At 43.7% G+C, this 14,506-nt stretch carries 13 protein-coding genes; 1 reads left to right on the top strand and 12 read right to left on the bottom strand.

Annotated features, from left to right (window positions below):
- Positions 1-152: 152 nt before the first annotated feature.
- From NYE58_RS09030 to NYE58_RS08985, 10 genes are all read right to left on the bottom strand, one after another.
- On the bottom strand, positions 153-2,339 hold the full coding sequence (locus NYE58_RS09030; protein WP_248547696.1) for a methyl-accepting chemotaxis protein: 2,187 nt from the start codon (positions 2,337-2,339) through the stop codon (positions 153-155).
- Positions 2,340-2,658: 319 nt separating this feature from the next.
- The gene (locus tag NYE58_RS09025) at positions 2,659-3,990 is read right to left on the bottom strand and encodes a peptidase U32 family protein (RefSeq protein ID WP_036675585.1); all 1,332 of its coding nucleotides are present in this window, start codon (positions 3,988-3,990) and stop codon (positions 2,659-2,661) included.
- A gap of 99 nt (positions 3,991-4,089) precedes the next feature.
- The gene (locus tag NYE58_RS09020) at positions 4,090-5,022 is read right to left on the bottom strand and encodes a peptidase U32 family protein (protein ID WP_341001578.1); all 933 of its coding nucleotides are present in this window, start codon (positions 5,020-5,022) and stop codon (positions 4,090-4,092) included.
- 56 nt (positions 5,023-5,078) lie between these two features.
- The gene (gene mltG / locus NYE58_RS09015; protein ID WP_256721812.1) at positions 5,079-6,128 is read right to left on the bottom strand and encodes an endolytic transglycosylase MltG; all 1,050 of its coding nucleotides are present in this window, start codon (positions 6,126-6,128) and stop codon (positions 5,079-5,081) included.
- Between the two features lie 172 nt (positions 6,129-6,300).
- Positions 6,301-6,609 (bottom strand): DUF1292 domain-containing protein, encoded by a 309-nt coding sequence (locus NYE58_RS09010; protein WP_076104918.1) that lies wholly within the window; start codon positions 6,607-6,609, stop codon positions 6,301-6,303.
- Positions 6,602-6,910 (bottom strand): DUF1292 domain-containing protein, encoded by a 309-nt coding sequence (locus NYE58_RS09005; RefSeq protein ID WP_038569507.1) that lies wholly within the window; start codon positions 6,908-6,910, stop codon positions 6,602-6,604. Before NYE58_RS09005 ends, NYE58_RS09010 begins: the two co-directional genes overlap by 8 nt.
- A gap of 13 nt (positions 6,911-6,923) precedes the next feature.
- Positions 6,924-7,343 (bottom strand): Holliday junction resolvase RuvX, encoded by a 420-nt coding sequence (ruvX, locus tag NYE58_RS09000; RefSeq protein ID WP_036675598.1) that lies wholly within the window; start codon positions 7,341-7,343, stop codon positions 6,924-6,926.
- A complete protein-coding gene (locus NYE58_RS08995) occupies positions 7,340-7,615 on the bottom strand; it encodes an IreB family regulatory phosphoprotein (RefSeq protein WP_036675601.1) in 276 nt (91 codons plus the stop codon). The genes ruvX and NYE58_RS08995 overlap by 4 nt, the downstream gene beginning before the upstream one ends.
- 314 nt (positions 7,616-7,929) lie before the next feature.
- Complete coding sequence (gene alaS / locus NYE58_RS08990; RefSeq protein ID WP_076126297.1) at positions 7,930-10,563, bottom strand: alanine--tRNA ligase; 2,634 nt, start codon at positions 10,561-10,563, stop codon at positions 7,930-7,932.
- Between the two features lie 215 nt (positions 10,564-10,778).
- Complete coding sequence (locus NYE58_RS08985; RefSeq protein ID WP_179088335.1) at positions 10,779-10,928, bottom strand: hypothetical protein; 150 nt, start codon at positions 10,926-10,928, stop codon at positions 10,779-10,781.
- Between the two features lie 156 nt (positions 10,929-11,084).
- On the opposite strand from NYE58_RS08985, the gene NYE58_RS08980 reads away from it, so the two are divergent.
- On the top strand, positions 11,085-11,945 hold the full coding sequence (locus NYE58_RS08980; protein ID WP_076277089.1) for a CPBP family intramembrane glutamic endopeptidase: 861 nt from the start codon (positions 11,085-11,087) through the stop codon (positions 11,943-11,945).
- An 84-nt stretch (positions 11,946-12,029) separates the two neighbouring features.
- On the opposite strand, the gene NYE58_RS08975 is transcribed toward NYE58_RS08980, so the two are convergent.
- A complete protein-coding gene (locus NYE58_RS08975) occupies positions 12,030-12,947 on the bottom strand; it encodes a DUF5692 family protein (protein ID WP_341001577.1) in 918 nt (305 codons plus the stop codon).
- Between the two features lie 294 nt (positions 12,948-13,241).
- A complete protein-coding gene (locus NYE58_RS08970; protein ID WP_076184718.1) occupies positions 13,242-14,504 on the bottom strand; it encodes an FAD-dependent oxidoreductase in 1,263 nt (420 codons plus the stop codon).
- Positions 14,505-14,506: the final 2 nt, after the last annotated feature.

Here is a 14,506-nt window from a genome sequence, read left to right as displayed (position 1 = left end):
TACTTTTTACCTAACTTGTTATTAAATTATAACAAATACCTAACAAAGTTATTATACGGTGTAGTTCTTCATTACACAACAACAAACCGCCTCTTCATGTTGAAGAAGCGGTTTTGTTAGGTAAACAATTTAGAAATTAGTGATGAATCCACTCATTTTATAGTGAATAATGACAGCTTGTCCTTCAATTGACCTGAAGCACTTTCCAGCTTGCCAGATAATGAAACGAGTTGATCACTTACATTTTGCTGTTCATTACTGAGTGAAGCTACTTCTTGGGAAGTTGCTGAAGATTGCTCAGCTACGGCGCTAACGTTCCCCATAGCCTCTGACAACACACCTTGCGAATGATTCAGACTGCTAATCGCTGTCGTCACCGATTCCAGGCTTGTTATGAATTCATCCATCTGTCCTTTTACGGACAGGAAGATATCACTTGTACTCTTCACGGAGCTTACTTGTTCTTTAAACAGTGGTGCTACTTCGGATAATACAGCTTCCGTTTCGTTCATTTCCGCCATGATCTTATCCGTAATTCCAGCAACAAGGGCAATAGATTGTTTCGATTGGTCAGCAAGCTGCCGCACTTCACCCGCAACTACCATGAAGCCCTTACCAGCTTCTCCTGCACGAGCGGCTTCTATTGTTGCATTTAACGATAAGATATTCGTCTGTTGCGTGATACTCTTCATCACATCCAACACCTTAATTACGGAGAATACTGTCTCCTTCAGGTGGTTGACACGTTCGACAAGTGCACTTGTTTTTTCTCCAGTGCGGCTAGTCTGATCCAGCAGGTCAGTTAATTGCTTAGCGCCTTGAGCACTAGCTTCACCAACCCCACGTGCTGCTTCATCCATCTCAGTGTTGGCATATATTACAGTCTGCATTTGCGTAGCAATCACATCTGTTAGCTCATTACCTCGTTCAGCTTCAAGCGCCAGACTGCCTGCCCCACCGGCAATTTCTTCCGTAGCAGCTGCGATTTCCTTCGCAGAAATAGCTGTCTTCCGTGAGGCTTCACCAAGCTCACCAGCGGTCTCCAGCACATCCCGAGCGGTTTCTGTCGTTTGCGATACAAGCTCAGTAATACGCTCCATCATCACGTTAAAGGAAGCTGATAGCTGGCCAATTTCATCTTTAGAAACATATTCTGTACGTACACTTAGATCACCACCTGCACCTTGTACCATAAGATCCTTCAAGCGTGCTAGAGGGCGAGCAATCATACGCACCATCCAGATCCCGATTACTATGGCTAGCAGAGCCGCACCAGCAGCCGCAATAAAAGTAGTCAACAGAATCGGACGTGCTTCTTTTACTAGCTCATCTGTTGGGACTACCCCTGCCAACTTCCAATCCGCCCGGATCATTGGATTAAAGACAGCAAGGATTTCTTTCCCGTTTGTATCCTTCTCATCCAAGCTTTTGTTATCCTTTTTACTTGCCTGAATAAAAGCGAACTCTGAAGGTTTACCATCATCTTTTGAATCCGAAGAAGCTACTACGGTTCCATCAGGAGTGACAAGTTGAATTCGAGAGCCATCTCCCAGCTGTACACTTGCGAATGATTCCTCCAGCAATGTATTCTTCAACACAAGGATGACTATGTATCCTGTACCTGAGCCCAGGGTTTTGAGAGATCTTGCCATAGCAATATTTTTGTCTCCATCACCTTGAACAGCTGTCGAGAACCATATGTTCTTGGCTGCATCACCATCACCTTTAGAATAGTAGGATTCATAAGATGCAGTGTTGTCGACAATCTTCTTATACCATTCTTGTTCTCTTATGTTATCTAACTTAATGCCGCCACTGCCACTTGTAACAATGTCTTGATCAGGCGACTCCGGGATCAAAGAAACACTAAGAATATTAGAATCCGTTGTAATCTGACTGGACAACTTTTTACTTACTGCGCTTGTAGCTTCAAATTTCTCATAGGAAGATTGTGCAGTCACTAAAGACTTCAAATCTTCTTGCATCTGCGCATCAAAATAAAGCTGTAAAGCCAAGTTCTCGTACTGCTTCAAAGTAATATCTAACTTCTCTGAGGTCTGAATAATAGTCTGACGGTAGGCTTCCGATACGTTGTTCTTAATTGTCTTCTTGGCTTTTGAATAAGATAGCAGTCCAAGTGCCATTACCACAATTACAATTGCACACAAAAATATCAGGAATATCTTCACGCCAACAGATTCCATAGGATTAACTCTTTTGATCTGTCCCCGCAAATCTATCCCATTCTTCAAATTAAACTTAGGTGTCTTAACTGCCCCTTCAATCTTGCTTGTTTCCTTGTTTCCTGTGATCGCCGATTTCTTATTCTTTTTATTCATGCTAAACCTTCTCTCATTATGCTTTTCACTAATACTATCTTGATCAGGATCCCCCATCTTGATCACCTACCCGCTAATATTAGAATACGCATGAAAGCGTTAACCAATATATATATCGGCGTATTAGGTCTTTTTCCTTAGCTTTACGAGACTTTTTTTACAACTTTTAACCTATGTATGTTTAAACATAATAAATAGCTTGCTGCACCTCCTCTCTTGGAGATATTTGTTAATCCCTAATATATATAACTTATTGTTTGCTTTGTCAAAAAGAAAAACAGGGAGGCTCTTGGATGACCAAAGGCTTCCCTGTTTTTTATTAAAACTTCTTCTTACGCATCATATCAAAGTATGCAACCGGTTGATCTACCTTCATACGAATAGGTTGCAGTGGATGACGGGCAGCATCAAGCGAATTGCCTTTCTCATCCCATATTTCGCCAACCGTTTGCTTGAAGAACGTATCGTTAGGTCCAAAGAATTCTACTTCCTGACCTGGCTTAAAGTGATTGCGCTGTTGAACTAGTGCCGTACCACTTTCAGCATCGTATTCAATTACAAGTCCGGCAAAATCATACGGAGCTGCTTTTTCTTCAGGCTCATAGATATGATCTTCATGATCCGGAGTATCATAGAAGAATCCTGTGTTTAGTGGACGGTTAGCGGCTTTATTAAGCTCATCCAGCCATTCCTGCTTCAATTCATACCCTTCCGGATCTGCCATATAAGCATCAATGGCTTTACGATATGCATTAACGACAGTAGCCACATAGTGGATTGACTTCATTCGTCCTTCGATCTTGAAGCTGTCGATGCCCACTTCAATCAGTTCAGGTATACTTTCCAGCATACACAAATCCTTAGAGCCCATGGAGAAGGGATTATCTCCTTGCTGATGCAGTGGAATCTGAGTTACCCCGGGAAGCAAAGGAGCTGGAGATTTCGCTTCAGCCTGCTCTTCCTCAGACACCCAAGTCCCTTCCGGACGTGCATCCTCAAACAAATCATATTTCCAGCGGCAAGACTGGCAACAGCCCCCGCGATTGGAATCACGGTCGGTGAAATGGTTGGACAAAACACAACGACCCGAATACGAGGAACACATTGCACCATGGATGAAGCTTTCGATTTCAATGTCGACATGTTTTTTAATCTCAGCGATCTCTTCCAGGCTTGTCTCACGGCCCAAAACAACACGCGGAAGCCCCTCTTCCTTCCAGAAGGACACCGCTTGCCAGTTCAATGTAGACTGCTGTGTACTCAAATGCACTTCAAGTCCAGGCACTAACCGGCGTGCTGTATCTACAATGATTGGATCAGCTACGATAATAGCAGCAATGCCAGCTTCATATAAGTTACGCAGGTATTCTTCAATTCCCGCGACATCTTCATTGTGAGCATAAATGTTTGTTGCAACAAATACCTTAGCGCCATATTTCTTGGCGAATTCAACACCTTCGCGCATTTCCTCGAAGCTGAAATTATCTGCGCCGGAACGCAAGCCGTATTGTTGTCCTCCGATATAAACAGCATCCGCACCATAGTGTACTGCGAACTTCAATTTTTCCAAATTACCAGCCGGAGCGAGGAGCTCCGGTTTGTCCAGACGGTAACGTTTGCCCTTATATTGCGGCTTTGTCATGGTTCCCATTCCTGTTCTCCCCTCCATCGCCCACAAAGCTAAGTCACATGCTATAAATGCTGTACCTAATCTTCGTGGGGACCTATAACCTCTTTATTTTTGTCAAACTTAATATACTTGCTCTTTATAGAAAAATCCGAAGCTTAACTCCCGTTCAGGGTCCTGCACCGTTCTGATTACATCCATCCATTCCTCATTGAAGGCATAACCTTCCGGATCAGCCGCATAAAGATCTATAGCTTTACGATAAGTCTTCACAACCGTTACATTATACGCTATCGATTTCATGAGTCCCTCAATCTTAAGGCTGTGTATACCTGCAGCCATCAGAATATGCAGATCCTCCAAAATACAAATATCATCCGGGCTCATAATATGAGTGCCGTTCTCGTCTTCATAAATCGGGAATTTCTGGTCATCTCGTTCTTCCTCAATCAGAAATAGTCCGCGTTCCTTCCCGAGACTTCCTCCATCACTAGGACGGCCTTGATGTGACATATAGCTTTCAACAAGCTTCCGCTTGGAATGGTATATATTGGTCATTCCATGAACCTGCACCTGTGCCTCAATCTCCAAAAGCGGAACCATTTCCGTCATTTCATCCATATTCAGCTCACGGGCCAGCACAACGCGAGAAGCCCCCTTGCGTCCCCAATAATTCGCGGTCGCGTAGTTGGTGGAAGTCATTTCCGCATTCCAGTGCAGCTTCATTGCTGGCGCTTCTTTCTTCACAGTGGTTAACACTGCTGGATCTCCGAATTCAACACCATCAATGCCAAGCTCACCTAAAGCCTTCACATAGGCAGGAAGCTCATCCAGCAGACGGTTGGACATCAGCCCACCCAAGCTTGCATATACTTTGGAGCCTCGCGAATGTGCCATTTCTACGACAGTCGCTGTATCCTCCAGAGAGAAATGTCCAGCAAGCCGCATCCCGAAACGGTCATCCCCAATGAGCAACGCATCTGCTCCGGCATCCAGCAGAGCAGCAGCTTCCTCCAAGGACGCTGCCGTCACCAGCAATTCCGGTTTGTTAGTCATGTTGTACCTCCTACTTGTACAGTTATTTCAACCGCACCACTCTTCATTTTAATAGTTTATTTCGATTCTTGCTTACTTTTTTCGATATTGGCTAAATGTTCCTTGTAGGTCTTAGCAAATAAATGGCCCTGTGTACCATCTTTTTTGGTCACATAGAAGTAATATTCAGAAGCTTCTGGTTCGAGTGCCGCTTGAATGGACTCCAGCCCCGGATTACTAATAGGTCCCGGAGGAAGTCCAATATTCTTATACGTATTATATGGACTATCAACTTCCAAATCTTTATACAAAAGTCTTTCCTTCTGCTTATTGAGTAAATATTGAACGGTAGCGTCGATCTCCAGCTTCTGCTCTTTCTTTAGGCGGTTATAAATAACACCAGCCACAAGCGGACGTTCACTATCCACCACAACTTCCCGCTCAACCAGCGAAGCTACGGTCAACAGTTCATGCAGAGACAATCCACGCGTTTCTAGCTTTTGCTGCCAGTTAGGAATCGTATCGAGCTTCTTCTGGAACTGATCCAAAAGCGCTTCTACAACTTCCTGGGGCGTGCTATCTTTGGCCAGTTCATAGGTTTCGGGGAATAAATATCCTTCAAGACGGTGGCGTAGATTCTTATCCTGCGGGATACCCAGAATATCAATCCCCTTCAAACCTGCACCAGTATCCATAATTTCAAGAAAAGCAGCCGCATCCTGATTCCAGGCTTCAGCGAGCTTCTTAGCGATCTGCTCAGCAGTATATCCTTCGGGGATAGTAAAGACCACAGTTTCTTCCTTAACTACATCACCTGCATTTAATCTTGCAATGAGTTCATCATAGCTGTCACCGGGCTTAGCGATATAAGTACCTGCTTTGAAGCTAGAGCCTTCTTTAGTCCATTTCAAATATCCCTTAAAAAAAAGACTCTTACGGATAATGCCATTCTGCTCAAGCAGATCAGCAATCTCCGCACTTCCCATGCCCTTCTCTATCGTAAATGTTACAGCAGGACCTGCAGGCTCTACCGGCTGCATCCCGTTCCAAATGTACCATGCGCCCCCACCTCCTGCTGCTACCAGCAAAAGAATAATGATTAACACAGTACGGATTGCGGATTTCAAGTCTGGTTCCTCACTTTCCGACTATAAAGTATAAAAGTGTATTGCCTAAAATTCAATATATATTTCCTTAGATTGATGTATATAGGATATTGCTCGCATTTCAAGCAAAAAGAGCGCGGAATTCTCCGCCCTCTTCCGTGCCCATCATAAATGTAACGTACATGTTTAAGTTTTATTCAGCGCCATCTGCTGGAAAAGTCATCTCATCGTATAGCTCAGAGATGTCTTCCCACTCTTCATCGTCCATAATGCTCTCTAATTCCGGAAGTCCGTCAGAAGAGACAACGATACGCAGGATTTCATACTCCACGTCTTTGCCAGAGCCTTTCAGCACTGCATATCCGCGATCACCGACTTCAAATTCGGCGATAATATCGTAAATGGAAGATTTGCCTTGCTCATCTTCCAGTTCTACAGTTTCTCCGTAGGCTTCTTTAAGCCGTGAAGTCCATACCGCTTGATCAGCGGATATCTCAGTCATTCTCCGATCCTCCGTCCAACTCGTCGACCAGTGTGTTGAAAGTCTCTTCGACAATCGCCCACTCCTCGTCATTATCGATCATGAACAATTGAAGATCGTCGCCTTCTTCCACATAACGGAACGCGTATACCTCATCGGTTTCCTCGTCCTCGGAGTCTAGCGGAACCACCATCATATACTTAGCGTCCGAGCCATCAACCTCAAACTTCATAATGACCTCGAATTCCTCTTCATTACCTTCCTCATCGGGAATATAGATAATTTCCGGTTCTTCCTCTTGGCCAATCTGTTCGTTTGTCATATCCTCGCACCCCTCACCTTTTACTGTTAGCATCCAAAAAATTTTGCAAAATCAGGGCTGCAGCCATTTTATCCACAATCCCCTTGCGTTTCTTCCGGCTGACGTCCCCTTCAATCAGCACCCGCTCTGCGGATACCGTCGTCAGACGCTCATCCCAAAGGTGTACGGGCATTTCTAACTCTTCCCGTAGCTTATCAGCGAACTCTATACAGATTTCGCCCCGGGGTCCTACTGAGCCGTTCATATTCTTCGGTAGACCAACTACAATCTCTCCAATTTCGTGCTCTGCAACAAGTTCACGAATGCGTTCGAACTCATTACCCGTACCTCGGCGCTCAATCGTTTCAAGAGCTTGTGCCGTCCAGCCAAAAACATCACTTGTGGCTACACCGATTCTACGGTCGCCGTAATCTAAACCTAACTTCTTCTTCATTTCGGATTGTCCACCCTGTGATTGACGAGATAGAATCTAACCAGCTCTTCAATCAGCTCATCACGTTCTTTTCTCCGGACCAAACTTCTCGCATTGTTATGGCGCGGAATGTAAGCCGGATCTCCGGAAAGAAGATACCCTACGATCTGATTGATCGGATGATACTCTTTCTCCACCAGTGCATCGTATACTGCTAGCAATATTTCCTGGGGAGAAGCTTCCTTTTCGTCGCCCTTCACATTGAATTTGACCGTTTTGTCCATGGAGTCCATTTGTGACACCTTCCTTCTGCAAAATCGCCTTTTGGGACGGCTTCGCAAAGTTGCTACTGTGCAGCTCGCTTGCTTCCTTTATCATAACATATTCATGCCCCAACGAGGAAATCCTGCCCGTTATTAACGCTTTTTTTGGCATTTTCTCTACAAAAATTATGATATTTTTGGCTTTTAAGCTATTGTCAAGCACAATTATTCATGAATATCTAACATCCTGCTAATAAAGAGTAGCGGTACTGATATCAAACTCTCAGTACCGCTATGTTTTCTCGTAATACGTTTAGTTAGAGAAATGGTTTCGTAATTTTAACTTAGGCTAAGGAAGCTACCAATTCTTCAGCCTTTGCCAATGCTTCGTTTAGCTTAGAAGCATCTTTACCGCCGGCTTGCGCCATATCTGGACGCCCACCGCCACCACCGCCGCAAACTGCTGCAATTTCTTTAACGAGTTTACCAGCGTGGAAACCTTTCTTCACCAGGTCTTGCGGTACAGATACTACAAAGTTCACCTTATCATCCATCGCCGCACCTAATACAAGCACTGCATCCGGAAGCTTGGATTTCAATTCATCCGCTGTGGAACGCAAAGCATCCATATTGCCTGCTTGAACAGCAACAGCCAGGAGCTGCGTACCTGCGCCAACTGTCTTCACACTGCTTGTAAGTTCAGCAGCAAAAGTAGCACTCAGCTTGGATTGCAGGGACTCATTCTCACGCGAAAGCTCACGCACCTGGTTATGCAGCGCTTCGATCCGTTTCGGAACGTCATTCAGAGAAGACTTAAGAAGGCCTGCTGATTGTTTGAGCAAATCTAGCTGACTTTCAGTGAACTGGTAAGCGTAACGTCCGGTAACCGCCTCGATGCGGCGCACTCCGGAACCAATGCCACTTTCGCTAAGCAGCTTGAAAATTCCGATTTGCGACGTGTTGGATACATGACAACCACCGCAAAGCTCAAGGCTGTAATCGCCCACTTGAACGACACGGACGATATTACCGTATTTTTCACCAAAGAGTGCCATTGCTCCCATTGCTTTAGCTTCATCAATCGGCTTGTTCTCAATCACTACATCTAGACCGCGCCAGATTTGTGCATTTACGCGATGTTCGATATCGCTCAATTCTTCTGGAGTAATCGCTCCAAAATGGGAGAAGTCAAACCGCAAACGAGCACCTTCCACTAAAGATCCCGCTTGATTAACATGCCCGCCAAGAACTTCTTTAAGCGCTTTGTGCAATAAATGGGTAGCTGTGTGGTTCTTCACGATATCTTCACGCTCCGCACGATCCACTTCCGCGCGAACGGATTCGCCCACTTTCAATTCTCCCGCTTCCACAGTTACCAAATGTACGTGTTGGCCGTGTGGAGCTTTAAAGAGTCCTTTTACCTTAGCTGTAACTGAACCCCCAGTAAGCACACCCGTGTCACTTACTTGTCCGCCGCTCTCAGCATAGAACGGTGTTGTATCAAGAATAACTTGGCATTCTGCGCCTTCACCGGCGACATCTACCAATTCATCACCCACAACAATAGCCAGGATTTTCGACTCTGTTACCGAGTCATTATATCCAACAAATTCACTTTTAACCGTCAGGTCTGCTAGTGCGCCTCCCTGGATCTTCATGCTGCCGCCATCATGACGTGCAGCCCTCGCACGGTCACGTTGCTCCTGCATAGCCGCATCAAAACCTTCTCGGTCTACAGTTAAACCTTGCTCCGCTGCGAAATCTTCGGTCAGGTCAAATGGGAACCCATAAGTATCATATAACTTAAATGCATCGGCTCCAGCAATATTGCTGAGACCCTCTGCTTTTGCTTTAGCACTGATCTCACCCAAAATAGCCAATCCGTCAGACAATGTTTCGTGGAAACGTTCTTCTTCAGTACGAATAATCTTTGCGATATATTCGCGGTTGTCCACAACGGATGGATAGTAGACACCCATAATTTCGCCAACGGTTTCAGTCAGCTCATACAGGAATGGACGATCCAGACCCAAGGTCTTTCCGTACCGAACAGCACGGCGAAGCAAACGGCGGATAATATAACCGCGTCCTTCATTAGAAGGAAGTACTCCATCCCCTACTGCAAAAGTAACAGTACGCACATGGTCAGCGATTACTTTAAGCGCGATATCCTGCTCAACGTTATCTTTATAAGTTACACCCGCGAGCTGTGCTGTCTTTTGAATAATAGGTTGGAACAAATCAGTGTCGAAGTTCGAATCTACATCCTGTAGAATGGATGCAAAACGCTCCAAGCCAGCCCCTGTATCAATGTTTTTATTCGGAAGCGGCGTATAGCTGCCATCCTTGTTATGGTTGAATTGTGAGAACACCAGGTTCCATACTTCTAACCAGCGTTCATTTTCTCCACCTGGATACATTTCCGGATCGCTCATATCACTGCCGTAAGCTTCACCACGGTCATAAAAGATTTCCGAGCAAGGACCGCATGGGCCTTCGCCAATATCCCAGAAATTATCGTCGCCCAGCTTAATGATGCGTTCAGCAGGCAGGCCAACCTTTTCATTCCACAGCTTAAATGCCTCTTCATCCTCTGCGTACACCGTTACGGAAATACGTTCCGGGTCAAAGCCGATCCACTCTTTGCCGGTTAGGAACTCCCAAGCCCATGTGATAGCTTCTTCTTTGAAATAATCGCCGATGGAGAAGTTACCCAGCATCTCGAAAAATGTATGGTGACGGCGTGTCTTACCCACATTCTCGATATCATTGGTACGAATACATTTTTGTGAGTTAGTCAGGCGCGGATTTTCTGGAACCTCCCGGCCATCGAAGTACACTTTCAAAGGTGCCATACCCGCATTGATCCACAGAAGCGAAGGATCGTTGTGAGGAACGAGGGACGCACTTGGTTCAATCTTGTGACCTTTACTTTCAAAAAATTTAAGCCATTTGGAACGAATTTCACTTGCTTTCATCATTTACAGCTCCCGTCTCATCGTTTTACTTCGGCATTTACACCGGAAATTACAAAATACCTAAAAAATAAAAACAAAAAAAACGCCCCTGAATAATTCAGGGACGATTAATATCGCGGTACCACCCTGGTTATCGCCTTGACCCCACTAATGGGACAATTGCAGACGATCGCCTTGTCGCGGCTGATAACGGGCGCCCCCGGTGAGCATTGATCTCACACTCCGAAATTAGCTTTCCACCGGCCTGTCTTCAAGGTTCTCACAGCCATTACGAAACGTTTCGTAAAGGAACCTTTTCTCTGATCAAGCCATCCTCCGGTGTACTTCATTTTCATCAACGATTTGTCCGATTTGCATTTTAACATTTCAAGTATAGCCAGTGCCCTTGCTTCTGTCAATCTGGGGATGGGCGAATGTGAAGAATAACACATGATTTTTGTAACAGTAAACTTGGCCTCAAAAAGGATATAGTGAAATCTAAGGTTAATTTGGAATATTTTGTATCAGGAGGACTGCCGTCGATGCTTCACTCCAAGGAGTTCAATCCATCATCGATTTTTGAAGCAAAGCCTACACACTACCTTTTTATAGCGAGCCTCATTTTTATTCATATTATCTTTACTCTTGCGGTTAATCTCATCCTTTTTGAGCATGGATATTTAAGTTTTATTGCCAAAAACACAAACCACTGGATCAATGAAACGTTAGCCGCCAATCTAGTTGGGCTTCTCTTAGAAGTAATTATTTTTTTGATTCTGATAGCTAAAGTTTCGCCCCGGGATTTTGGGTTAAAAATAGAAAAATTACGAGCCGGACTGCTGGGTACCTTTCTGTTTTGGCTCGCTATAAATATAGTAGATTTGTGTATGGTACACTTGAATCACTCAGAGCTAACACTTAACAATGCTATCTTCAGCCATTCAAATTTAGTTTTCGGTGAAATTCTAGGTCAAGTCTTCGGAAATGCTTTATTGGAAGAAATCTTATTTCGCGGCTTCCTGCTCGTTCAAATCTATCTATACTTAAAAAAAATCAACAACAAAACTACACGGATGATCTCTGCAATGCTGATTTCACAATCGATCTTTGCCGCCATACATATCCCAAACCGGATTTACTCAGGATTAGTTGGAATGGAGTTTGTTTATGATTTTATCATGCTTCTAATTCTAGGAATTATATTCGCTCTACTCTATATCTTAACCCGAAATTTATTTTTCGTGATCGGCGTTCACTCATTAATGAATATTCAGATAGTGTTTTGGAACAGCAATTTCACGTATACGGCAACTTTATTATGTGTCTTATTACTGACTTGTCTTTTGCTTTGTATAAAAAGGAAAACATTTCGTGCGCAGCAGCGGGCGGATATGGGGCTCTGATAATTAGAACTTTAATTATTCACAAAAAGAAGTTCCCCCCTTTAAGCAGGAGGAACTTCTATCACTATTACTATAATGTCTCTATTAATTCGCACCCTCTGCAATAGCTTTATAAGCAGCTAAATCCGTATAAACTTCCTCTTTAAGCGGATTGCGTTTATGCTTGATGATTTTATAGAAATGATAACCAAACACTGCAATATTAGCAGCTAAAGATAATGCACTTACTATCCACAGAGCGGTTTCACTATGAGAGGATTGTACAGAGAACTTTGACTCGCCAACAAACGCCGGGAACGACATCGTAAACATCATCCAAATCGCCAAAGTCTGTGCACGATGCTGCAGCCATGCCCCTTTTTTAAAGAAGAACGCCGGGATAGTACAAGAGATCAACAATGCTGCACCTGCATAGAAGGAATGGTCAGAAACTGCATTATATACATAGGCAAAGTTCCAAATGTCATAAGCAATGATCCAGAACCAAAGCTGGTCAGGCCACAACATATCTTTACTCTTATCTTTACTGATCACAATACCCATCCAACCAGAAATCGTAATAATGTTCAGAATACCTGCGATCCCGTTCATAATGTTCCAAGGACCACCTACCATCATTACGCCATCCACCATACCTTGCAAGCTGTACACTTGGAAATCACGAATAACTGCTTCAAGAATGTTAACTGCAAGGATAATAGCCGGGAACATTAATATATATTTATTTTTGTCCCATCCTTCAACATAACGGATAGCCATAAACCCTATACATCCTGCCAAAGCAGAATATACTTTTACCCAGTGAAACCATGTTCCAGTACTGGAGCCTTCTCCTGCCGTATTTGGCCAAACCGCTATGGTAAGAACAATAGGGACAACTATAAACAGAATGATTGAGAACCACTTGCTCTTCCGTGCGATTTCATTTACAAACATTAATCCTGCTAGTACTACTAACCACATTAGCGCAGAGTACCAGGGAATCGATTCGAATAAAAACATGTTTTACTCCTCCTTGTAGGTTGGTGTATGTAATCTGTGTCTCAGGTCCAATATAGCCCATCCCTCTTTAAACGATCAAATCGCTTAAAACGTTGATTTATCAGTGTTTTTTTAGTTTCATTTCATGTTGAGTTTACACAACCCTAGCACTAGAATTCGCCAAACTTTCTACCTTTCTTCTGAGAAATCTATTAGAATACATGTCTATAGAACTATATACTGCAAACCTAACTTGAATGTAAAAAAACCTTGTCGACAAATTTCTTTGTGGACAAGGTTCCTCATTAATGTTATTCAAAAGAATCGTTCAACCAAGTGTTTCGCGTATATAATACAATTCTCAAGTGTAGGGAAGTTCATGATTTCTCCAGCTAAATAGATATTGTTTTTCCCCTGCATCTGATCAACCCGTTCATAAAATCCCTCATGTAGCGCATTAGAATCCACATGTGGGAAATGCCTCCAACGCTTCATCATATATAGTCGAATGCTCTCTCCGCCCAGCTCGCGAAGTTTATTTTCTACCGTCTCTCGCATTTCCAGATCAGTCATAGCTTCATTCTCTGCTACATAAACCGTAACTAGATCCGTAGTTCCCATATCTGCCCACCGATAGTACCATGCCATCATATGCCCTTTACGTTCAGGGTACATATTCCGGGGGATATAGCCAGAAAGCTCCGGCAACCCCTTCACTCTATACGCATATACCCTAAACCATTCATAGGTTATATTCGCTAATAAAGTTTTGTCCTCACTTGACAGGCTAACTGTATCGCCCATTTGCTCTAAAGCTGCTGTATAAATGACCTTGTCAAAATAAAAGATGTCCTGACTCGTCTCTACTCGAACCTGCCCATCTTGTTCTTGCTCCATAAAAAGCACTTCACAAGTCAGGCGTAGATCGTTCACTTGGTCGGCCATTCGTCTAATCAGCTCAGTAACACCCTTAGGCCAGGTTATCATATGAGTAATTTCAATAAACGACAACAGATTATCATAGCTTAGAAATTTCAGCACATATGCAGCGGGCACATTATGGATACCACCGAATCCAAAAGTATTAAAATAATGCATGTAGACCTGCTCAAGGACAGACAGCTTATTCTCTACACACCACTGCGAAAATGGCTGACATAAATCTGGCGGTAAGTGGAGAAAACCCGGTTCTTGGAGAGACTCATAGCGTTTTAGAATATCCGGCAATCGTTTGAATTCTTGTGTAAACGCCTCTATCTGCTCCATGGGAATTTGTGAAGTTTTTCTCCCATTATTATCAAAAAATCCACGTTCTAACAATGGTCCCCTATCCATAAGATCAAAATCTCTCATAAAATCCATCGTATGTTTATAGGTAGGCAGGCCGATTAGCGTCCCCATTTCATAACTTTTTCCTTTGTACTCAATAGAATGACACTTTCCTCCTACTCTATCCGACTTCTCCATGAGGGTAATGTTGGTATATCCTTTTTTCGCTAATTCATAAGCAGCCGTAACCCCAGAAATCCCTGCACCGATGATTCCAATTCGGTCTTTATTCTTCGTGTTTGTCATCATCC

It is taken from the genome of Paenibacillus sp. FSL L8-0708 (assembly GCF_038009325.1).
Classification (GTDB): Bacteria; Bacillota; Bacilli; order Paenibacillales; family Paenibacillaceae; genus Paenibacillus_AQ; species Paenibacillus_AQ odorifer.
The sequence above is the reverse complement of the archived record's forward strand: the minus strand, read 5'-3'. Positions and strand labels throughout refer to the sequence as shown.